The organism is Salinispora tropica CNB-440 (assembly GCF_000016425.1).
Taxonomy (GTDB): Bacteria; Actinomycetota; Actinomycetes; order Mycobacteriales; family Micromonosporaceae; genus Micromonospora; species Micromonospora tropica.
The window spans coordinates 3,885,268-3,906,058 of sequence record NC_009380.1 but is presented as its reverse complement, the minus strand read 5'-3'; the positions used below and the strand labels follow the sequence as shown (position 1 = coordinate 3,906,058).

The following is a 20,791-nucleotide window of genomic DNA, read 5'->3' as shown; positions in this document are numbered from 1 at the left end:
CCCGCCCCACCCACGCCCTGGAAGGAGCCGACCAATGGCTGCTCCCACCGTGACCGTCGCCCTGAACGCGGCGGTCTACGTTCCTGGTGACGAGATGACCATGATGGTTACCTACGGTGACGCCGATACCCGGCCGGTGATCGTCACCGTGGTGGTCACCGACACGTGGGGGCACAGCAGCGCCCCCGCGCAGGTTACCGCGGTCATCGATCCGCTTACCCTCACCGTCACCGACGACTCCGGCCGTACCTGGACGAAGCTGTCGGACGACGGCGCGGTGGCCGACTATCGGGCGGTGGCGTGATGCCTCGGGTCACCGTCACGGTGCGGGACTCCGGCGGGCGCACCGCCACCGCCACCGCCGACTATGGGATCGCGTCGCCTGTCCGGGGTGGCTACTACCTCTCCGGCAACGCTGACCCGAGGGCGGATCTGGTGGGCGCGAACATCCGTTCGCTGACCCAGTACCGCAGCTTCGCCGACGGCTACCTCTTCCCGGGGTGGAAGAAGCCCTGGCTGAAGGAGCTTGGCGCGGCCGGGATGAAGATCAATATGGTGCTGGAGTTGAAACACTACGGCGCCCCGCACGCCGGGCCACAGACCTTCCGGGTCGATGGTCGGACGTACACGGTCCCGGCCCCGGCGATGACTATCCAGCAACGACCGGGGACGACCTGGCCCAGGGCGTACGGGTACGGCCAGGTGCTCTCCGGGGAATGCGACGGGTTGTTCGCGCGGGCGCTGTCGCAGTACCAGGAGATGGGCGTGGGAATGAACCTCCAACTCATCTCGGAGCTGGACACCGACCATGAGTTCGGCACCACGGAGGCGGGTAGGGCGTACACCTGGGCGGAGTCGGATGTCCGTGCGGTGCAGGCGGTGGCCTACATCGTCACCTGGTTCAAGGCTCGTGGGCTGCCGGCCGGCAGCACCTTCTCGGTGGGGGCGGGCGGCTTCGACCGGGCCTGCTACCAGCGGACCCACCCGGAGGTGCTGATGGCGAAGCTCGACTTCCTGCAGTGGAACGTCTACGCCACCAGCGCCACGCACACCGCGCTGGCCCGGTTTCGCCGTACCAAGGACTGGGCGGTCGCCGATCTCGGCCCGGTCGCCCTCTCCCGCCCGGTCCTGATCGCGGAGTGGGGGGTCCGGGGGGCCGAGGTCGGCGACCAGGCGACGTGGATCGGCACCGTGCCGGCCGCCGTCGCCGCGCTCAACGCGGAGCGGGGGCCCCGGATCGTGCGGACGAACTACTTCAACTCCGGCTGGGGCCAGCTGGTGCCGAAGGACGCCGGCCTAGCCGCGCTCCGGACGGCCTACATCACCCGACCGTACGTCTGAGGGCCCGGGTGTGCGGCGCCGGCCCCCGGTGCGCGGTGCCGGCCCGGGGTGCGGCACCGGGGTCGGCGCTGGCGGCGGTGCCGGGGTGGGCTGGGGGCCCGGCGTGGTCGGTGGCGCCGGAACACGATGGCTGCTCATCAACCGGGAGTTCCCCGGCCCGGTCGGCGGTAACCGCACCCGTCAGGAACCTGGCTGCCCGGCCAACTGCTCACGCATGCTGCCGCGCTGCGCCGCCCGGCTGATGTCACTGGGCGACACGATCCCGACCAGCTGGCCGTCATCCACCACGAGCGCCCGCCCGTCGGCGCAGTCGGTGAGCCGGGGAAGGAGCTCGTTGAGTGACTCATCCGGGGAGGCGAGCACCAGTTCGTCGGTGCGGCAGGCGACCTCGGCCAGGGTGGTGGCGGATCGGCGGTCTGCCGGTACCCGGCGGATCCGGTCGAGGGTGACCAGCCCGACCGGCCGGTCGTCCGCCACCAGCGGCAGCGCTGAATACCGGTACGCGAAGAGGTAGTGCTCGATGAAGTCGGCCACGGTCATGTCGCCGGCGGCGGTCTGCGGCTGTGGTGTCATCACCTCGGCGATCCGGATGCCGCTCAGGGCGCTGCCCATCCGGGCCTGCCGCTCCTCCATCGTGGCGGCACCGATCAGGAACCAACCGATCAGGATCAGCCACAGGCCGCCGAACCCGCCTCCTGCGAAGAACTGCCAGAACCCCAGGCCGATCAGGAGCGCCCCGAGGACCCAGCCGGCCCGGGCAGCCACCACCGACGCCTTGGTCCGGTCCCCGGTGGCCTTCCAGACCGCCGCGCGCAGCAGCCGTCCGCCGTCCAGCGGGGCGGCGGGCAGCACGTTGAAGACGGCCAGCAGCACGTTGATGCCGGCGAGCCAGGCCAGCGCGCCGAGCCACAGCCCGTCGTACCCGGTCATCGCCAGGCCCGCCGCGATAGCGCCGAAGAAGACGCCGATCAGCAGACTCACCAGCGGCCCGATCCCGGCGATGCGCAGCTCCGCGCCCGGGTTCGGCGCCTCACCCTTCAGCTCGGCGACACCGCCGAAGAGCCACAGCGTGATGCCGCCAACCTCGAGTCCGTTGCGCTTGGCGATGACCGCATGCGAGACCTCGTGGGCGAGCAGGCCGAGGAAGAAGACCACGGCGGCGGCGAGGCCGGCGAGAAGGTACGCGATTCCCGGCTGGTCCGGGTAGGTGCGGGGGAACTGGTTGGCGGAGAGTAACCAGGCGATCAACAGGAAGATGACCAGGACACTCCAGTTGACCCCGACTGGTACGCCCACGATCCGGCCGAGCCGGAAGCTTGCCCTCATCTTTCGGTCATACCCCTGGACTCTGCCGCCATGCCAGAGGCGAAAGGCCACTGGTGGTCGCGAGGGAGTATCGGAGGGGTAGTGACTTATATGAGGGTATTTGTACCGAAAAGCCCTCATTATTCGCTTTGGCTGTTTTCACTGCTTAGAGCGGCTGGACGGCCGCCCCACCGCTTCACCAGGAGCGCGGACCGACCGACACGAAGGTAGATCACGATGCCGGACCAAGCACGGCCACCAGGACGAGCCCGTCGGCGGCGGCTCGCTCGGACGGCGACCACGCTGGGCGTAGCGACTCTCGCTGGCTTTGCGACCGTGGCCGCCACCGGATCCATGAGCCTCGCCCACGCGCCAGGGGCACTCACCCGAGCCGCCCTGCCTGGGGGTGACGACGGCGGAGCCTCCGGCAAGGGCGGCCCGGAGCAGCACCGAACCGGCGACCGGGGAAGTGACAAGAGCACTACCGGTAACCCGGGCTGGAAGCGTGATGATCATGGCGAGGGGAAGGACGCGGGCACCCCGGTGCCCTGCGACCCCAACGCGCTGATCGCCGCCATCACCGCGGCGAACCAGGCCGGCGGCGGCACCCTGCGCCTGACCGAGAAGTGCGTCTACACCCTGACGGTCAACCAGGACGACAACGGACTACCCCCGGTCTTCCAGCCGATCACGATCTACGGCCAGGGCGCCACCATCATCCGGGCCGCCGCCGCCGACAACTTCCGCATCTTCAACGTCACCACCGGCGGCGACCTCACCCTCAAAGACCTCACCGTCGCCGGCGGACAGGTCACGGAAGCCGACGGCGGCGGCATCCTCGCCGGCGAAGGCACCCGACTGACCCTTGAACGGGTCACCGTCCGCGACAACATCGCCACCGGCGAGGCTAGCGAGGGCGGCGGCATCTACAGCGACCGGAGCAAGGTCACGATCACCAAGAGCACCATCACCCGCAACACTGTTGACGGCGACGGCGGCGGCATCTACAGCGACAATGCTGCCCTTTCGATCAGGAAGTCGAAGGTGACCCACAACACCGCCGGCGACGAGGGCGGCGGGTTGGTCAATGACGACGGCAACGTGACCATCGACCACGTCGTGGTCAGCGACAACATCGCCGCCGACGGCGGCGGCGTGCACAGCGACGGTGACCTTACCGAGATCGTCCACAGCACCATCACCCACAACACCGCCAGCGGACTCGGCGGCGGCATCTACGACGACGGCAACGAAGCCCTCCTGCTCCAGCACGTCACCGTCGCGGAGAACACCGCCACCTCCGGCGGCGGGCTCTACCTCCTCGAGGACCTCGGCGCGACCATCGAGGACAGCAAGATCGTGCACAACACCGCCACCACCGGTGACGGCGGCGGCATCGCCATCGTCGGCGACGAGACTGGGGGCGACCCCGTGGTGGCCCTACGCCGCACCACCATTTCCGGCAACCAGGCCGCGGGAGCCGCCGGCGGTATCTTCTTCAACCCCTCCGACCCCACCACCGTCCTCACCCTCACCGACGTCCGGGTCACCGACAACCTCGCCCAAAACGAACCCGGCGGCGTCTACAACAACGGCGTGATCGACGTCTTCGGCAAGGTCATCATCATCAACAACCGACCCACCAACTGCACCGGCAGCCCCAACCCCGTACCCACCTGCTTCGGCTGACCGACTCACCACTGGTGACGCCCCCGGCAATCGCCGGGGGCGTCACCGTCGATCCGGGCCCCCAACTGGGCGTATTGATCACGTGCTCACGGCATCGACGGCGAGTTCGGAAGGCCCGACTGGTTTCCGACCAGCAACAGTGACTTGCCGACCGTGGTGCGCATGGCCAGTGCGCGATGAGCGGCAGCGGCCCGTTCCAGCGGGTAGGTGGCGCCGATCACCGGGTGCATGCGTCCCCGCGTGGTCCGTTCCAGGGCCAGGCCCATCAGTTCGCGTACGGTCTGTCGGTCCGGCGGGCCGTCCAACAGCGGTGCGAATATCCGAATGCCGCGGCCCGCGGCCGAATCGGGGTCCGGGGTCGCGAGGCCGTCGGCGGTGCCGTAGGTGACGAGCCGTCCGCCGTCGGCGACCGCGTCCAGGGTGGCCGTGCCGGTTGGGCCACCAGCCCCGTCGTACACCAGCGCGACACCGCCGCCTGTTGCTTCCCGCACCTGATCAATCCAGCCCGGCCGGGTGTAGTCGACAGCGATCTCCGCGCCCAGTTGGCGGGCCAGCGCCAGCTTGGCGTCGGTGGAAGCGGCGGCTACCACCCGCGCTCCGGCGTTGACGGCTAGTTGCACCAGCAGTGATCCGGCTCCACCAGCGGCAGCGGAGACCAGCACCCACTCTCTCTTTCGTGGTGTGCCCAGTTGGTCCAGGCGGAGCGCGGTCACGCCGTCGTGCACCAGTGCCGCGGCTGCCTCGATGGCCAGGCCGTCGGGAACTGGCAGGATCTCCTCGACGTGCGCGGCGACGCGTTCGGCGTAGCCGGTGCTGGTCTGTACGACTACCCGCCGGCCGATCCATGCCGGGTCCACCCCGTCGCCGGTCTGCACGACTACGCCTGCTCCGCCGCCACCCGGCACATAGGGCAACGTGCGGGGGAAGAAGTCCTGTCCCCAGCCGCTGCGCAGCAGGGTGTCGAGGAAGATGACGTCTGCCGCAGCCAGGGCGACGACGACCTGGCCGGGCCCGGGCGCCGGGTCGGGCAGTTCCGCAGGCGACAGCACCTCTGGGCCGCCGAAGGCGGTTACCTGGATTGCGCGCATGTGTAGGTAGCACCCCTTTGGGACAGACAGCATCCCGACCAGGGTTCAATCTCAAGCGTGGTTGAGGTCAAGTCACCCGCTCAGACCGCCCAACATCATCTTCGCCGACGGCGAGTTGCCACCACTCGGCGGCCTACCGTCCGCTGCGCCCAGGACAGGCGCGCGAACGGCGGTTCCCGGTCGACGCAGCTGGGGCGGCGCGGGCTCGGCCCACGGTACGTGGCGGCGTTCCTCGACCGGGCCCGCCGGTTACCTGGCCGGGGACTGCTCCCGCCTCCCCGGCGGTGATCCCGGCGAACTCAGCGAGGGGTGAGGCGGTCGGTACCGAGGCGGTCCCTCAGCACCTCCGGCACCAGGACACTCCCGTCGGGCTGCTGGAACTGCTCCAGGATCGCCGGGAACAGGCGGCTGGTGGCCAGTGCCGAGCCGTTCAGCGTGTGTACGAAGCGGGTCTGCTTGCCGCCCGGCTCGCGGTAGCGGATCGCCGCCCGACGGGCCTGGTAGTCACCGCCCCAGGAGACCGACGACACTTCCTTGTACTTTCCGGTGCTCGGCATCCAGACCTCGATGTCGAGGGTCTTGCGCATCGCGGCGCTCGAGTCGCCGGCCGCGAGCAGGCTGCGCTGGTAGTGCAGGCCCAACCGCTCCACCAGGCCCTCGGCGTGGGTGACCATCGCCTCCAGCGCCGCGTCGGCCTGCTCCGGCAGGGCGAACTGGAAGACCTCCACCTTGTTGAACTGGTGGCCGCGCACGGTGCCGCGCTCGTCCGAGTGCGACCCGGCGGCCTCCCGGCGGTAGCACGGGGTGTAGGCGAACACCTTCAGCGGCAGCTTCGCGGTGTCCAGGATCTCGTTCTGGTACGCCCCGAGGATCGCCGTCTCGGCGGTTGGCAGCAGGAACTGACCGCGGGGGGCGGACTGCCGGCTCAGGTGGTAGACGTCGTCGTAGAACTTGGGGAACTGCCCGGCGGCGAAGCCGGCGGTCTCCAGCAGCAGGTGCGGCGGGAGCAGGAACTCGTAGCCGGCGGCGACGTTCTGGTCGATCAGCCAGTTGACCAGCGCCCACTCCAGTCGGGCACCCAGGCCGGTGTACATCCAGAAACCGGAGCCGCCGAGCTTCACGCCCCGCTCGTGGTCGACCAGGCCCAGCAGTCGGCTCAACTCGACGTGGTCGCGGACCTTGTCGATCGCCGGTGGCTCACCGAAGGTCTTCACCACCCGGTTGGCCTCCTTGCCGCCGGGCACCACGTCGTCGGCGGGCAGGTTCGGCAGCTCGCTCATCCGGACCCGGAGCTGGTCCTGCACCTCGCCCAGCTCGGTCTCCAACTCGGCGAGTTGCCGACGGCCGGCCTCGGCCACCGTCGGTTCCGGCTCGCGGCCGGCTCGCTTGGCCTCCGCGTACGCCCGGGCCTCCGCCTTGCGGCGCTGCCGCTCGCCGTCAATCTCGGTGATCAGACTGCGCCGCTGCTGGTCGAGCTGCGAAAGCTCGTCCAGCGCACGGGTCACCTCCGCCAGGTCCAGTCGTTTGGCCAGCGCGGACGCCACCGCGTCGCGATCTTTCCGGATCAACTCCATGTCGAGCATGCTGCTCCGTACGCCTCCGTCCGGGTGTCGGGTGGACCATCAGATGCTACCGTCGCGGGCCCACCGCCCCCGGCCTGCCCTCGGCGTCGGCCCGTTCACAACACGCGGAAGGTGATCCCTGCTCGCTGGAGCCGGTCCAGCAGGGCATCGCCCATCGCCGTGACCGGGGTGACCTGGCCGGTGGTCGGGGGGAGGTCGTCCAGGGCGAGGCAGAGCGCCGACTCGGCGAGCATCTTCGCCGTCTCGTCGTAGCCAGGGTCGCCACCCGCCACCTCGGTCCGCACCTGCTGCCCGCCGCTCTCGGCGACAAACCGCAACCGGAACCAGGACCGGGCCCGCTGATCGGGGCTCGGGCCCTGCCCGGGGCGCAGCCGACCGAACAGCCACCGCCGGGTCGGCGGCAGCTTCACCAGCCCCGCCACGGCGGCGATCCCGGCCGCTCCGGCGAGCAGGGTCGGTAGCCGCCGTACCGCCGCGAAGTGCCGGTAGCGGAAGTCCGGCCCGTACTCGGGGCGGGCGGCTGCCGAGCGGCGTACCACCTGGGGGTCGATCGTCGGCAGTGGCACCGTCCACATGCGGAGCTCGGGGGAGCGGGCGAACCGGCCGGACACCGCCCGGACCCGCCGCCCCTCCGGCCGTGGCTCGACCGACCGCCGGGCCGCGGCAGCCCGGCTCGTCTCCCCGCTGCGCGAGAACGCGGTCAGGGCCGAGTGGAACGTGCCGCCGGAGATCCGCCCCCCGGCCCGGACGAAGCCGTCAACGGTGATCGGCGCGTCCGCCGGCAGCTGCTTGACGGTGAACCAGACACCCAGGTCGTACGGGATCGAGTCGAAACCGCAGGTGTGCACCAGGCGAGCACCGGTGCGTACCGCCGTCTCGTGGTGTCGTACGTACATCAGGTCGACGAACTCCGGTTCCCCGGTGATGTCCAGGTAGTCGGTGCCCGCCGCCGAGCAGGCGGCCACCAGTGGCTCGCCGTGGCGGATGTACGGGCCCACGGTGGAGGCGACCACCCGGGCGCGCTCGACCACCGCCCGCAGCGACGCGGGGTCGGTGACATCGGCGGTGAGTAACGGTAGCTCCGCCAGCGTCGAGTCGATCGCGGCGAGTTGACGCCGGACGGCGGCGAGCTTGTCCGGGTTGCGCCCGGCCAGCGCCCACCGCAGCCCGGGCGGCGCGTGTTGGGCCAGGTATTCGGCGGTCAGGCCTCCGGTGAAGCCGGTGGCGCCGAACAGGACGAGGTCGTACGTCCGCTCCTGAGGCATCTGCTGAGTCTGTCACTTGAGGAGCTCATCCGGCAGGGGCAGCTCCGGACTGAAGACGGCCCGCACGCAGCCGTCCCGCCGGTCCCGGAACAGCGCGTACCCGCGCGCCCCCTCCTCCAACGGCAGCCGGTGGGTGGCCAGGTGCTCGGTGCGTAACTCGTCGCGGGCCATCCGCTCCAGCAGCGTCGGCACCCGCCCCGCTCCGTGCTGCCGGGCACCCCGTATCCGCAACCCCTTGGCGCTGACCGCGCCCAGCGGGAAGGCATCCACGTGCCCGGTGAACTCGCCGAGCACGACCACGGTGCCACCCTTGCGGCAGGCGTGCACCGCCTCGCGGACCGCCGGGGGCCGCTCCGCCGCGTCGGTGAACCGCTGGGCCAGGGAGCGCGGCCGCCCTTCCCCGGCGGGTCCGACCGCCTCCACGCAGACGTCCGGTCCCCGACCGCCGGTCCGTTCGCGCAGCTCGGCGAGGACGTCGGTGTGCCGCGGGTCGACCGTCTCCGCGTCCACGTGCCGCCGTGCCATCCGTAGCCGGTCCTCCTGCGGGTCGATGATGATCACCCGGTCGGCACCGAGCAGGCCGGCCGCGCGGGCGGTGAGTTGACCGACCGCGCCGGCACCCCAGACTGCCACCACGACTCCAGGATGGACCCCACCCAGCTCGGCGGCGAGCCAACCGGCGGGGGCGGCGTCCGCGGCGAAGAGCGCCCGTTCGTCGCTGACCGCGTCGGGGATGCCGTACGCGCCGACATCGGCGTAGGGGACGCGGACGTACTCGGCGTGACCACCGGCGAACCCGCCCGCCGCGGTGGGCCGCCCGAAGGCACCAGGCACGGGATGCCCGTACGCCAGCTCGCTCGCCTCCGGCGCCGGGTTCCCGTTGTCGCAGCACCACGGCGCCCCGGAGCGGCACTGCCAACAGGAGCCACAGGCCACGGTGGAGCTGACCACCACCCGGTCGCCGACCCGGTGCCGGTGTACCTGTGGCCCCACCGCGATCACCTCGCCCAGGAACTCGTGTCCGAGTACGTCCCCGTCGGCCAGATAGGGCGCCCGACCGGCCAGTAGTGGCAGGTCTCCGCCGCAGGTGGTGCTCAGGCGTACCCGCACGATCGCATCGTGGCCGTTGCGCAGTTCCGGGTCGGGCACGTGCCGTACCACGACCTGGTCGGTGCCCGTCCAGCACAGCGCCCTCATCCGGCCGGCCCCCGGTCGGTCGGCGACCGGTCCGCGCGGAGCACCTCGCCGGTCTCGGTGAGCTGCTTGGACCGCTGCAACGCGGACCGTACCACCCGGTCGGGGTGGTCACCGGCCACGTGTGCGGCGAGCCCCGGAAGGGTCGCACCAGGACGGATCCGTGCGGCCAGCTCGGTGCCCCGGCCCGCGGGCGCGGGCCAGACGTCCACCTGGATGGCGCGGCCGAGTCGGCGGAGCGGTTCCGGCCATCGCCCGCCGGGCAGCACCTCGTTGGGCGGCCGGTCGACCGTCACCACCTCCCAACCGCCGGTCGGCCGGGCATCGGGGCGCGGGTCGGTCGGGCGAGCGCGCCGTCGGGCACCGATGAGCCTTGCCAGCCTCCCGGCAGTGGCCCCGTCCCGCCGTGTGCTGTCGTTCACCCGCGCCTCCCCGTCCCGTCCCGCCGCCGGGCTCTCCGCCACCTGGTCGGACGCCGCTCTTCCCAGCGTCGGCTCAGCCTGGGTGAAACGGGTTCCCCCGGAAGGGGTGAACCGCCACCGGCCGGGTAACCGCAGGGCCTGGGGGAGAACGCGTCCGATGGGGGTGGGGCCGGTGCCAGCGGAGCGACGGCAGACCACGGTGACCACGGGACCGGGTCCACCACTACTGGCGTCCCGGCTGGCCCCGGGTCCACTGCCCGGACCGGTGGTGGTCCGGCCCCGGTTGCTGCGGCGGCTTGACGAGGGGACCGCCGTACCGGTGACTCTCGTCGCCGCACCGGCGGGCTGGGGCAAGACGACGTTGCTCACCTCCTGGTATCAGGCCGCCACCGGCCGGGACCGGCCGGATCTGGGCTGGGTCTCGGTGGAAGGCGGTGACGACGGCGAACGTCTCTGGTCGTACCTGGTGGCGGCGCTGCGGCCCGCGGTGGGGCCGTCGCGATCGGCGGCGCTGGACGGGCCGCCCCGCCCGGACCAGCTGGAGGTGCTGGCCGCGGCGATCGCCGCCCGGGAGCGGCCGGTGCTGCTGGTCCTGGACGACCTACACCGGATCACCGACCCGGCAGCGGTCGCCGGATTGGAGTTCCTGCTCCGCCACTGTGAGCAGCGGCTGCGTCTGGTGGCCGGGGCTCGCGCCGGGGTGCCGCTGGCGGTGCACCGGTGGCGGCTGGCCGGCGAGCTGACCGAGCTCGGTCCAGACGACCTGGCCTTCACCGGCGACGAGGTCGCCGATCTGCTCACGGCGCATGGGGCGGCCCTTCCAGCGGAGGGGGTCCGGCGGCTGCGCGAGCGCACCGGTGGCTGGCCGGCGGCGCTCCGGCTCGCCGCGCTTGCCTTGCCCGGGCAGCCGGACCCGGCCCGGTGGGTCGGGCAGCTCGGCAGCGATCAGCCGGACATCGCCGGCTACCTGCGGGAGGAGGTCCTCGGCGGGTTGGATCCGGACGACCGGGAGCTGCTGCGTACGACGGCGATGGCGGACGCCGCCTGCGCCGGCCTCGCCGACGCGGTGACCGACCGCCCGGACACCGGGGCGAGACTGGCCGAGCTGGCCGGCGTCGGGGGCGTGCTGCGGCACGACGACGGCCGTCCCCCCTGGTACCGCTGCCATCCGCTCCTGGCCGACCTGCTCCGCGACGAACTGGACCGGCTGCCGGCCGAACACGTGCGGGAGCTGCACCGGCGAGCCGCCGGCTGGTACGCCGCTAACGGGCGGCCCGCCGACGGCTTGCGGCACGCGCTCACCGGCGGTGACTGGGCCGGGGCCACCGAGCTGTTCCTCACGACCTGGCCGGAGCTGGCACCGTACGACGGGGAGCGACCGGCCGCACCGCCACCACCACCTGCCGAGACCATGGTGCGGGACCCGGAGCTGGCCCTGGCGTGCGCGGCGGAACGCGCGTACGCGGGGGACATCTCGGCCGCCGAGGGGTATCTGCGCTCAGCCGGGGCGGCGGGTGAACTGCCGGTGCCCCGCCGGCAGCGCTTCGCCCGGTTGGTCGCCGCGGTGGAGCTAGCGGTGGTCCGTTGGTCCGACGACATTCCGGCGGTGCGTGCCGCCGCCGCCCGGTTGCTCGCCACCCACTCGGCGACGCGGGCGTCCGAGGCGCCAGACCGCCCGCCGCCCGTCGCCGAGCCGCGCGGCACCATCGTCGAGGACGCGGACGGGTGGGCGGTGGCGGGCACCGCGCTTGGCCTGGCCGATGTCGCCGCCGGCGAGCTGGGCAGTGCGGAGCGGCAGCTGGAGGCGGCGTCGCTGACCGCCCGGACTGCCGGGTGGGTACGAACCGAGCTGGCCGGTGCCAGCCGGGTGGCGCTGCTGCGCGCGATCCGGGGTGCACTGCGACAGGCGGAGACGGGGGCCCGTACCGCGCTTGCCCTCCCGCCCTGCCAGGGGTGGTCCTGCCGGATCGACTGCGGGTACGCGTACCTGGCGCTGGCCGTGGTGGCGCTGCTGCGGGACCAGCCCGAAGAGGTGGCGGCGAACCTGGCGTTGGCGGAGCCGGCGACCGTGGAGCCCGTCGCCGGGGCGGTGGTGGCGCTGTGCCGATCCCACCTGGTGCGGGACGCCGGTGACCACGCGGCTGGGCACCGACTGCTCGTCGCCGCCCGGGAGCAGCTGGGCGGCTCTGAGGGGGAGCTGGACCGGTGGCTGCGGGCCGCCGAGGCGGACCTGCGCGCGGCGCGGGGCGACCTGGACACCGCCCGGGAACTGCTCGCCGGGGCGGGCCCCGAACTCGCCGTCGGCCTTGCTCGGGTGGAGCTGCGGGCCGGGGACGACCGGACGGCCGAAGCGGCCCTGCCCAACTGGCAGGCGGCCGAGGCGGCGGACTGGCCGCTACCGGTGCGGGTGGAAGCCGCGGTGCTGCACGTGGTGCTGGCCGAACGGGCGGGGGATGGTCGGCGAGCACACCGAACCCTGGAGGTCGCCCTCGACCTGGCCGGAGAGGAGGGGGTCCGGCGGCCGTTCACGCGCGCCGATCCGGCGGTGCGGGACCTGCTGGCAGCACATCTGGACACCGGCACGGCGTATTGGTCGGCGGTGAGCGACCTGGTCCGCGGGGCGGAGGAGCCGACCGAACGGGCCGGGCCTACCGGGGCGGCGCTGGCCGAGCCACTGACCGAGCGCGAGGTGACCATCCTGCGCTATCTGCAGAGCATCCTCTCCAACGTGGAGATCGCGGCCGAGCTGTCGTTGTCAATCAACACGGTGAAGACGCATGTTCGCAACATCTATCGCAAGCTCGACGCCACCCGCCGCCGGGAGGCCGTCCGTCGGGCCCGTGATCTGCGGCTGATCTGATCGGTGGGCAGCAGACCGCGCCCAGATCGTCCCGTCCGGGCCGCCAGGCTCATCTGCTGGTGGCCGCCGCCGCGGTCTGCGGCGGCGGCCACCACCGGCGAAGCGCACCGGTCATTCGCGGCCGGCGGCGTCGACCGCTGCCAGCAGGTCGGCGAGGTCGTACCCGCCGTTGTGTCGGGCACCGTTGACGAACAGGGTCGGGGTGGCCTCCACACCGCTGCGGATGCCGCCGACGAAGTCTCGCCGGACCCGGTCGCCGTGTGCCTGCTGATCGGTCTCGGCGTCGATTTCGTCGGCGGCGAGGCCGAGCTGTCCGACGCCGAGTGAGAGGTGCACCGGGTCGAGCTGGTCCTGGTGTTCGTACAACCAGTCGTGCATCTCCCAGAACCGTCCCCGGGCACCGGCCGCCTCAGTGGCGTGGGCGGCGCTTTCCGCGTACGGATGCACGTTGGAGATCGGGAAGTGTCGGTAGACCAGTCGGACCGTGTCGGTCCGCTGACGGAGCAGTTCGGCGAGGTTGGCGTAGGCCACCCCGCAGAACTGGCACTGGAAGTCCGCGTACTCAACGAGCGTCACCGGCGCGTCCACCGGTCCCCGGACGTGATCGCTCTCCGTCACCGGGCTTCGGAGGCGTGGGGTGACCTGGTGTGGGGTCGTCATCGCCGCACCACCCAACGGTTGCCGCGTGCCGACCGGGTCGGCACGTTCGGATAGGTCATGCCTCCCACTGTCGCGGACCGCGGGGTGAGGGCGGTTCACCCGGCCCGGATGGTTTCCGGCACCGCAGCGTCGGCGCGCCGAGGTGGTTGTGGGGCCGGTGGAACGACGGAGGGCGTGCCGGGTGACCACGCCGGGCGGCCGGGGTCTCCGCGTTTCGTCGCATCGGGCCGCTACATTGGGCCGTGACTGTTTCGGGTCTCGGGTACTCCGGCCCTTGACTGTTCGGGATGAGAACTGTTCAGGTTGAGAACTGGTCGGGTCGAGAGCTGTTCCGTATGGGAGATATTCGGGTTTGGAGCTGTTCCAGTTAAAAGACAGCCTCGTAACCAGAGGGTGAAATGTTCGGACAAGAGCGACCCGGCATTCGAACCAGAAGAATTGCTCATCCCAGGGGGTGGCGACCGAGTGCGTCGGAGGAATACTCTCGGTCGCGGCCTGCGTACTGATGAGGCGCCTGTTTGACGGGCGAGTGGAGGTGCTCGCGTGAGCCTGTCGATCGTAAAGTCGTTCCTACCCCGGAGCGTCGTGGAGATCTCGCCGCGTGGTGAGATCGATGTCGACACCGCGTACGAGGTACGTGAGGCGGTCGCGGAGATCCTGGCCAAAGGCCGTCCTCGTCGCATCGAGTTGAACATGCGGCTGGTGACCTTCATCGACTCTGTCGGGATCAGCGCGATGGTTGCCGGCTTCCAGACCGCAGAGGTAAGTGGTGTGAAGCTGGTGGTGACCGAGCCGAGCCGATTCGTGCACCGGCAGCTCTGGGTTGCTGGTCTACTCGGACTCTTCGGCGCCCCCGAGCCCTACTTCGCGGGGGCCGCGGCCCCGGAGGTCCTGCCGGGGGCCTGAGTCACACCTCGTGCCCGGGCGGTGTTCGGGCCGGGAGCTGTTCGCCAGCGGACGGCTCCCGACCCGAACACCCGGGTTAGTAGACCGACAGGTGCACGTGGTTGGTGTGGTCGCTGGATGGGTCGCCGGCGGCCCCGCTGTACGACGTCCACCCACTGCTGGGCAACCAGATCTGCCGATACCAGATCACGTAGAGCACCGCGAGTTGGTCGGCGTTGTCCACCAGGAACGCCGCCAGGTTGTTGCCGTACGTCCGGTCGCCGCCGGTGGCATCTCCGCCGAAGCCGTCCTGCTGAGCAGCGAAGTCGCAGGCCCGGCCCTTTGGGTGCTCGCCGGAGCCGCCGGAGCGGAAGCAGGACACGTAGCGGGTGAAACCGGCCGCCTTGGCCTCGTTCAGCGCATGCAGGGTTCGCGGGGTAATGCACCCATCCGCCGGGGTGGGATCATTGACGCTGCACGTCTCGGCCGGCCAGGAGCCGTCCGGGTTGCGTGGGGCCGGCGCTGCCGAGGCCGAGTTCTGGGTGGTGCTGGTGTTGGTGGGGGCGGCTTCGGCGCGGGCCTGCTCATTGGCGACCGCCAGTGCCTTCTCCGCCTGTTGCTTGCGCTTGGCCATCAGGGTCTCTTGCTTGCGCTGTTCGATGATCTCGGCGTCGACCGCGCGGGTGTCCTGGGCGATCTGTTCCTGGGTCTCCTGCAATTCGTGCAGGGCCTGGTCCTCGTTGGCGACTACCGCCTCCAGCGCGGCGACGCGGTCCAGGAAGTTCGCCGGTGACGCGTTGTCGAGTAGCACCGACGCCGTGCGCAGCGGACCGGTGCGATACGCCAGATCGGCGATCTCCTCAACCCGCTCGGTGCGTTCGACGCGCTGGGCCTTGGTGGTTTCCAGTTGGGCGGTGAGCTGCTCCTGCCGCTGCACCGACTCGGTCAGGGCTCGTTTCGCGTCCAGGTAGCCCTTGCTGGCTGCCTCGAGCTCGGCGCGAAGGGCAGGGGTGCCGCCCTCCGGGTCGTCGGTCACCGCGATCTGGCGGGCGGGGGGAGCGGCTACCGCGGGGTCTACCGGGGCGAGGCCGGCACCGAGGGTGAGCGCCACGATGATCAGGGCCGCCACCCGGGCGGCGCGGTGTCGTACGGGTGCCACTGCTGGCATATGCAGGTGTCCTTCCGTCAACCACCGACCGGGTTAGCTGACGGGTTCGGGACGGAAGATCCCTACCGCTGACGCGGATGCACCCCAGGTACCTGGTTCCCCGGCTCACCCTGGCAGGTGATTAGGCGGTGGCCCCGCCGGCACCGGTGGGTGCCGCCTGGCGCAGGCCGGCTCAGAGCCTAACCGGTGCTCCTGAGGCGGGTGTACCCGGCAGTTTCAGGAGAGTCGCGGGTACGACTGACCGTAAACATTGGTGTACTGGGGGCAGTGATCGGCGGTACTGGGCAATGATCGGCAACCGCTGACATCGGTCACCACTTGAATGAGCCGCAGTCTTCGATGGAGGCGTCCGGTTCGACCTGCAGCGTCGCGTGTTCAATCCGGAACTCCTCGCGGAGGGCGGTCTGGGCGGATCCGAGGACGTCCCCGATGTCGGCGCCGGGGTCGACGGTGAGGTGCGCGGAGGTCACCTCTATGCCGGAGGTGAGGGTCCAGACGTGCAGGTCGTGTACGTCGGTCACGCCAGGCACAGCGATCAGTCGGTCCTGCACCGCGGTGACCTGGAGATGCTCCGGCGCGGCCTGGACCAGGATGCGGGTGGCCGCCCGCCCGAGCAGCCAGATCCGGGGCAGGCGGAACAGGCCGAGGGCGACCGCGATGAGCGGATCGGCCAACTGCCAGCCGGTGCCCGCGATGATCAGTGCCGCCGCGATCACGCTGAGACTGCCGAGCAGATCGCTCAGCGCTTCGAGGTAGGCACCCTTGAGGTTGATGCTCTCCTTCGCTCCCGGCCGCAGCAGTACGAAGGCGACGATGTTGGCGAGTAGGCCCAGGACGGCCACCACCAGCATGGGCCCGGTGTCCACCTCGGGTGGGCCGCTGAAGCGGCGGATGGCTTCCACTAGTACGTAGATCGAGACGGCGGAGAGCATCAGGGCGTTGGTGAGGGCGGCCAGCACCTCCACCCGGTAGAGCCCGAAGGTGCGCTGCGGGTTCTTGCCGCGTTGGCTGGTTAGGGTCAGTGCGGCGAGGGACATACCGATGCCGAGCACGTCGGTGAACATGTGCCCGGCATCGCCGAGCAGGGTCAGAGATCCGGTGCGGACGGCGGTCACCGCTTCGGCCACCATCAGGGTGCCGAGCAGTGTGAATGCCGTCCAGAGGCGCCACCGGTGCCGTTGCCCGGTGTCGGCGACAGCTCCGGGCTGGTGGCCATCAGTTGCACCCACTCGGATACCTTCCGCTGGCTCTCCCGTTCCACCCCAATTTATGCTCACATTGCCATGTGTGTCACTGTATGGCGGAACGCGGTCCGAACCGTACGGCAGGATGCGACGATGGCGGTACCTGCCGGCACGAAGCCCAGACCGGTACCGGTCAACCGGTGAGGTCGACCGTGGTGAGCCGCTGGGTGGCGCGGGACAGCGCGACGTACAACGTCCGCACCCCCGACCCCGGCTCCGCCCGAATCTCGCCCGGGGCGACCAGGACGACGCCGTCGTACTCCATGCCCTTGGCCTCCAGGCTCGTCACCACCTGTAACCGGGGCGCGTCGAGCCCGTCCAGCCAACCCGCCACCTCAGCCCGGCGCGGCACCGGCGTGACCACGCCGACCGTGCCGGGCACTTCGGCGAGTAGAGCGTTGACCGCCGCCAGCACGGTGGTCTCCAACTCGGCCGGCGGCACGGTCAGCCGCACCGGGTCAACCCCGGTCGAGCGGACGGCGATCGGCAGCGGGAGGTCCGGGTCAACCCGCCGAATCTCGGCCGCCGCCACCGCGAAGATCTCCGCCGGGTTGCGGTAGTTGGTGGTCAGGGTGAAGTGGTGCCGCGGGCGCCGGCCGAGCGCGTGGTCGCGGGCCCGAGCCAACTCCGCCGGGTCGCCGGTCCACGCCGTCTGCGCGGGGTCGCCCACCACCGTCCACGAGGCCAACCGCCCACGCCGGCCGATCATGCGCCACTGCATCGGTGACACGTCCTGGGACTCGTCCACCACCACGTGCGTGTACTCGCGATAGTCCTCGGGGCGCTGGCGGGCCGCCTGTCGGGCGGCGCGCTGCCGATCGGCGAAGGTGCTCAGCTCGCGTACCCCGCCCGCTAGCTGGAACGGGTCCCGCCGGGGCCGGGCCGGCTTCATCGGCCTGCCGAGCAGGGCGTCCAACTCATCGAGCAGCGCGACGTCGGCCACGGTCAACCCAACAGTGCTGTCCCCGGCCCGGTACGCGTCACCGAGCAGGCGGACCTCGTCGGCGGAGAGCACGTCCGCGGCGTACCGGCGCAACCGCTCGGGCTGGGCCAGCCAGGCGAGCACGTGCCGCGGGTGTAGTCGGGGCCACCACGCCTTGAGGAACTCGCGGAAGTCCGTCCGGTCGGCCAACTCCTCCTCGAACGCTCGCTGCTGCGGCAGGCCGGGAATGCCCAGCCGCCGGGCCTGTGCCCAGAGCGCGGCGAAGACGCCGTCGAAGCCGACCCGGCGTACCTCGTTACGTCGCGCGCCCCGCCGCAACGCCCGATCGCGGATGGCGTTCAGTTCGCGACGGTCCACCCGCAGAAGCTCGCCCCGGTAGAGCAGCCGCAGCTCGTCCGGGGCGCCCGGCGCTGTGTCCCGGGCGGCCCGCTCCAAGACCCGCCGCATCCGCAGCGAGCCCTTCACCGCGGCGACCTCCGCTGGGTCGGTACGGGTCGCAGTCACTCCCGGGAAGAGCCCACCGAGTGCGGCCAGGGTGGCGGTCTCCTCGCCCAGCGAAGGCAGCACCGACCCGATGTACTCGACGAACACGGCCGACGGCCCGACCACCAGAATGCCGCCGCCGGCGTACCGACTGCGGTCGGTGTAGAGCAGGTACGCCGCTCGGTGCAGGGCCACCGCCGTCTTGCCGGTCCCCGGACCGCCGGAGACTACGGTGACACCGGAGCCCGGGGAGCGGATCGCCTCGTCCTGCTCCCGCTGAATGGTCGCCACGATGTCCCGCATTCCCCGTCCGGTCGCCTGGGACAGGGCGGCCAGCAGGGCGCCGTCGCCGACCGTCGTCATCTCCGGCGAGGCGGCAGCCGGGTCGAGCAGGTCGTCCTCGATCCCGGTGACCCGTTCCCCGGTTGACTGGATCATGCGCCGGCGGACCACGCCCAACGGCTGTGCCGGGGTCGCCCGGTAGAAGGGGGCGGCGGCCGGGGCCCGCCAGTCGACCACCAGCGTCCCGGCAGTCTCGTCCCGGATGCCGAGGCGGCCGACGTGCAGCACCTGCTGGCTGTGCAGGTCGAGTCGGCCGAAGACGAGCCCCTCGTGCTCAGTGTCGAGCAGGTGCCGGCGCTGTGCCGCGTGGAAGACCATCGCGTCCCGCTCGACCAGCGCGCCGAAGTTGCCGACCCGGGCCAGGCGATAGCCGTCGGACTCGGCACGGACCGCTGCCTGGCGCAGCTCGGCGAGGCGCGTGTACACCCGGTCCAGGTGCCGCTGCTCGACGGCGATCTCCTGCTCCAGCTCGGTCCGGTCGGTCAACGCTCGTTCCTCCTGACGTCGGTGACCAGCGCGGCGCGGGACGCGCGGCGGTCAACCGCACGAGGGTACGCCCCGGCCGTGTCCCGTGTGTTTCAGGTTCGGGCGGCCCTACCGGGCGACCGGCGCGGCGGGGCTGTCGAGGACCCGGCCCAACACTCCGGCCAGGGCGGTGTTCACGGCGCCGGGGCGCTCCAGCATCAGCAGGTGACCCGCGCCTGGGCACACAGTCCGCCGGGTGGTCGGCAGCGCGGCCGCGATGGATTCCGTGCACGGCAGTGGGGTCAGTCGGTCCCGGTCGCCGACCAGTGTGACGCTCGGTAGGTGGGTCAAGCCCGCCAGGGTCGCCAGCCGGTGCTGGGCTCCGATCGAGGCGCGGAACCCGCCGATCGAGCGGAGTGACGCGTGCGCCACGGCACGGGTGACCAGGCGGAGATCGGCCGGGTTGTACCGGTCGCCGAAGAGTATCCAGCGGATGCTTGGTCGGAGGGCGCGGAGTAACGGCCGGGGCGGTCGCCGGGATCCGCAGCGGGCCAGGACGCCGGCGCCGGTGCTCTCCGCGCGCCGGATCAGCCGGGCGACCCGGGGCGACAGGCCGTAGACGGTGTGCGTGTGCCCCTCGGCGGTGGTGGAGACGAAGACCAGACCGGCGACGCGGGCGGCGAAGTGCGTGGGGTGGCGGTGGGCGTACTCCATGATCGTCATTCCGCCCATGGAGTGGCCTATCAGTACCACCCGCCCGGTGGGGACAACCGTGTCCAGCACCGCCGCGAGGTCGTCGCCGAGTTGGGCCAGGGTGGCGGTGGGCAGCGTCATGCAGCTGGATCGCCCGTGCCCGCGCGCGTCGTAGGTCACCACCCGTACCTTCGCGCCGAAGCGGTCCCGCAACGTGGCGAGTTGCCGGTGCCAGATGTTCCCGTCCAGAGTCCAGCCGTGCAGCAGCACGGCGGTTACCTCGGCATCGACTGGACCGTCGGTTTCGACGTGCAGGCGAACGTCGTCAGTGAGGCGGAGTTCACGAACGTCCGGCATCGACGCCTCCCCGGGCCACGCGGATCCGTCACCCCGGCAGCACCCCGGTGGCACCACCGGTTACCTTGCCATGACACCACGTCACCGCTACCCGGGGGAAGGCGGAGCCCGGTCCGGGCGGCGGGAGCACAGCCCTGCTGGCCGAGTAGAACCCTCGCTGGCCGGGTAGAAACAGGGCGGCCCGCCGGGACATCCCGACGGGCCGCGCCGTTCGTTGCGCCCCGAGTGGGGCAGTAAACCGGGAAGATCAGCTCTCGAAGACGCCGGCCTCGACGAGGCGCTTCTCGGTGGCGTCCCAGCCGTCACCCGGGTGGGTGGTGTTGAGGGCGTTCAGCTCCGCCCGGATCTTGGCGGCGTGACCCGCCGCGGCCAGCGTACGGATCTCCTCGACGAAAGCGTCGGAGTCGGTACGCAGGTGCTCGGTCTTGCCGTTGGTCAGGTTACGCACGTACGCGTTCCGACCGCCGTTGAGCGGGATCAGGTACTTGAACTCGCCCAGCACGCTGAGGGCACCACCCTGGCCAGCCTGGCCGGCCCGGACAGACGCGCGCGCGGTCTTCGAGGTGTTGCTCGCCACGGAGGTACTCCTTGCAGACGTACGGGAGGACGCGGTAAGACGTCCGGGGGCTGGTGCGGACCACATCCGGTGGGTGAGGTCCGCGCGGAAGCTCGCGGCACAGGCCGCCGATGGAACTGTACACGAGCCGACGGTTGGGTTGGCCACCGCCTCGGGCTGGTCCAACGGGCTCACCCGACCGGCTATTCCGTGACCCGGATTCTCCGAATCCCTGGCGCACCATCCGT

At 71.3% G+C, this 20,791-nt stretch carries 17 protein-coding genes and 1 riboswitch; of the genes, 5 read left to right on the top strand and 12 right to left on the bottom strand.

Annotated features, from left to right (window positions below):
* Positions 1-34 precede the first annotated feature (34 nt).
* Together STROP_RS17060 and STROP_RS17055 are read left to right on the top strand one after the other, a co-directional pair.
* Complete coding sequence (locus STROP_RS17060) at positions 35-304, top strand: hypothetical protein (protein WP_012014609.1); 270 nt, start codon at positions 35-37, stop codon at positions 302-304.
* Positions 304-1,341: a hypothetical protein gene (locus STROP_RS17055; protein ID WP_012014608.1), complete on the top strand. Its 1,038-nt coding sequence runs from the start codon at positions 304-306 to the stop codon at positions 1,339-1,341. Before STROP_RS17060 ends, STROP_RS17055 begins: the two co-directional genes overlap by 1 nt.
* Before the next feature lie 180 nt (positions 1,342-1,521).
* On the opposite strand, the gene STROP_RS17050 is transcribed toward STROP_RS17055, so the two are convergent.
* Positions 1,522-2,667 (bottom strand): site-2 protease family protein, encoded by a 1,146-nt coding sequence (locus tag STROP_RS17050; RefSeq protein WP_012014607.1) that lies wholly within the window; start codon positions 2,665-2,667, stop codon positions 1,522-1,524.
* A gap of 333 nt (positions 2,668-3,000) precedes the next feature.
* Between STROP_RS17050 and STROP_RS17045 the strand changes: the two genes are divergently transcribed.
* Positions 3,001-4,335, top strand: coding sequence for a right-handed parallel beta-helix repeat-containing protein (locus STROP_RS17045; protein ID WP_020678968.1), 1,335 nt, complete (start codon positions 3,001-3,003; stop codon positions 4,333-4,335).
* An 86-nt stretch (positions 4,336-4,421) separates the two neighbouring features.
* Here STROP_RS17045 and STROP_RS17040 read toward each other — a convergent pair whose 3' ends face one another.
* The 5 genes from STROP_RS17040 to STROP_RS17020 form a co-directional block, all read right to left on the bottom strand.
* Positions 4,422-5,423 carry a zinc-binding dehydrogenase gene (locus STROP_RS17040; protein WP_012014605.1) on the bottom strand — a complete coding sequence of 334 codons (1,002 nt, stop codon included), beginning with the start codon at positions 5,421-5,423 and terminating at the stop codon, positions 4,422-4,424.
* A gap of 299 nt (positions 5,424-5,722) precedes the next feature.
* A complete protein-coding gene (gene serS, locus STROP_RS17035; RefSeq protein WP_012014604.1) occupies positions 5,723-7,006 on the bottom strand; it encodes a serine--tRNA ligase in 1,284 nt (427 codons plus the stop codon).
* Between the two features lie 95 nt (positions 7,007-7,101).
* Positions 7,102-8,271, bottom strand: coding sequence for a saccharopine dehydrogenase family protein (locus STROP_RS17030; RefSeq protein ID WP_012014603.1), 1,170 nt, complete (start codon positions 8,269-8,271; stop codon positions 7,102-7,104).
* 12 nt (positions 8,272-8,283) lie between these two features.
* Positions 8,284-9,468 (bottom strand): alcohol dehydrogenase catalytic domain-containing protein, encoded by a 1,185-nt coding sequence (locus STROP_RS17025; protein ID WP_012014602.1) that lies wholly within the window; start codon positions 9,466-9,468, stop codon positions 8,284-8,286.
* Positions 9,465-9,887 (bottom strand): hypothetical protein, encoded by a 423-nt coding sequence (locus STROP_RS17020; protein WP_050765072.1) that lies wholly within the window; start codon positions 9,885-9,887, stop codon positions 9,465-9,467. The genes STROP_RS17025 and STROP_RS17020 overlap by 4 nt, the downstream gene beginning before the upstream one ends.
* 157 nt (positions 9,888-10,044) lie before the next feature.
* On the opposite strand from STROP_RS17020, the gene STROP_RS17015 reads away from it, so the two are divergent.
* Entirely contained in the window at positions 10,045-12,747 is a 2,703-nt protein-coding gene (locus STROP_RS17015; protein ID WP_012014601.1) for a winged helix-turn-helix domain-containing protein, read from the top strand.
* A gap of 111 nt (positions 12,748-12,858) precedes the next feature.
* Here the strand turns inward: STROP_RS17015 and STROP_RS17010 are convergent, their stop codons facing one another.
* On the bottom strand, positions 12,859-13,407 hold the full coding sequence (locus tag STROP_RS17010; RefSeq protein ID WP_012014600.1) for a DsbA family protein: 549 nt from the start codon (positions 13,405-13,407) through the stop codon (positions 12,859-12,861).
* 543 nt (positions 13,408-13,950) lie between these two features.
* Here STROP_RS17010 and STROP_RS17005 point away from each other — a divergent pair.
* Complete coding sequence (locus STROP_RS17005) at positions 13,951-14,313, top strand: STAS domain-containing protein (protein WP_012014599.1); 363 nt, start codon at positions 13,951-13,953, stop codon at positions 14,311-14,313.
* Between the two features lie 76 nt (positions 14,314-14,389).
* On the opposite strand, the gene STROP_RS17000 is transcribed toward STROP_RS17005, so the two are convergent.
* The 5 genes from STROP_RS17000 to STROP_RS16980 all read right to left on the bottom strand — a co-directional run bounded on the left by STROP_RS17000 (position 14,390) and on the right by STROP_RS16980 (position 20,564).
* Entirely contained in the window at positions 14,390-15,451 is a 1,062-nt protein-coding gene (locus STROP_RS17000) for a coiled-coil domain-containing protein (protein WP_238380318.1), read from the bottom strand.
* A 16-nt stretch (positions 15,452-15,467) separates the two neighbouring features.
* A riboswitch (cyclic di-AMP (ydaO/yuaA leader) is annotated at positions 15,468-15,598 on the bottom strand.
* Positions 15,599-15,771: 173 nt separating this feature from the next.
* Complete coding sequence (locus tag STROP_RS16995) at positions 15,772-16,689, bottom strand: cation diffusion facilitator family transporter (protein WP_012014597.1); 918 nt, start codon at positions 16,687-16,689, stop codon at positions 15,772-15,774.
* Between the two features lie 148 nt (positions 16,690-16,837).
* The gene (locus tag STROP_RS16990) at positions 16,838-18,958 is read right to left on the bottom strand and encodes a HelD family protein (RefSeq protein WP_012014596.1); all 2,121 of its coding nucleotides are present in this window, start codon (positions 18,956-18,958) and stop codon (positions 16,838-16,840) included.
* Positions 18,959-19,066: 108 nt separating this feature from the next.
* The gene (locus STROP_RS16985) at positions 19,067-19,987 is read right to left on the bottom strand and encodes an alpha/beta fold hydrolase (protein WP_012014595.1); all 921 of its coding nucleotides are present in this window, start codon (positions 19,985-19,987) and stop codon (positions 19,067-19,069) included.
* A 247-nt stretch (positions 19,988-20,234) separates the two neighbouring features.
* A complete protein-coding gene (locus STROP_RS16980; protein WP_012014594.1) occupies positions 20,235-20,564 on the bottom strand; it encodes a hypothetical protein in 330 nt (109 codons plus the stop codon).
* Positions 20,565-20,791: the final 227 nt, after the last annotated feature.

Bases quoted from the DNA above. Each gene is read 5' to 3' on its own strand.
- STROP_RS17060 (WP_012014609.1), top strand. From the start codon at position 35: ATGGCTGCTCCCACCGTGACCGTCGCCCTGAACGCGGCGGTCTACGTT.
- STROP_RS17055 (WP_012014608.1), top strand. From the start codon at position 304: ATGCCTCGGGTCACCGTCACGGTGCGGGACTCCGGCGGGCGCACCGCC.
- STROP_RS17050 (WP_012014607.1), bottom strand. From the start codon at position 2,667: ATGAGGGCAAGCTTCCGGCTCGGCCGGATCGTGGGCGTACCAGTCGGG.
- STROP_RS17045 (WP_020678968.1), top strand. From the start codon at position 3,001: ATGAGCCTCGCCCACGCGCCAGGGGCACTCACCCGAGCCGCCCTGCCT.
- STROP_RS17040 (WP_012014605.1), bottom strand. From the start codon at position 5,423: ATGCGCGCAATCCAGGTAACCGCCTTCGGCGGCCCAGAGGTGCTGTCG.
- serS (WP_012014604.1), bottom strand. From the start codon at position 7,006: ATGCTCGACATGGAGTTGATCCGGAAAGATCGCGACGCGGTGGCGTCC.
- STROP_RS17030 (WP_012014603.1), bottom strand. From the start codon at position 8,271: ATGCCTCAGGAGCGGACGTACGACCTCGTCCTGTTCGGCGCCACCGGC.
- STROP_RS17025 (WP_012014602.1), bottom strand. From the start codon at position 9,468: ATGAGGGCGCTGTGCTGGACGGGCACCGACCAGGTCGTGGTACGGCAC.
- STROP_RS17015 (WP_012014601.1), top strand. From the start codon at position 10,045: ATGGGGGTGGGGCCGGTGCCAGCGGAGCGACGGCAGACCACGGTGACC.
- STROP_RS17010 (WP_012014600.1), bottom strand. From the start codon at position 13,407: ATGACGACCCCACACCAGGTCACCCCACGCCTCCGAAGCCCGGTGACG.
- STROP_RS16985 (WP_012014595.1), bottom strand. From the start codon at position 19,987: ATGCCGGACGTTCGTGAACTCCGCCTCACTGACGACGTTCGCCTGCAC.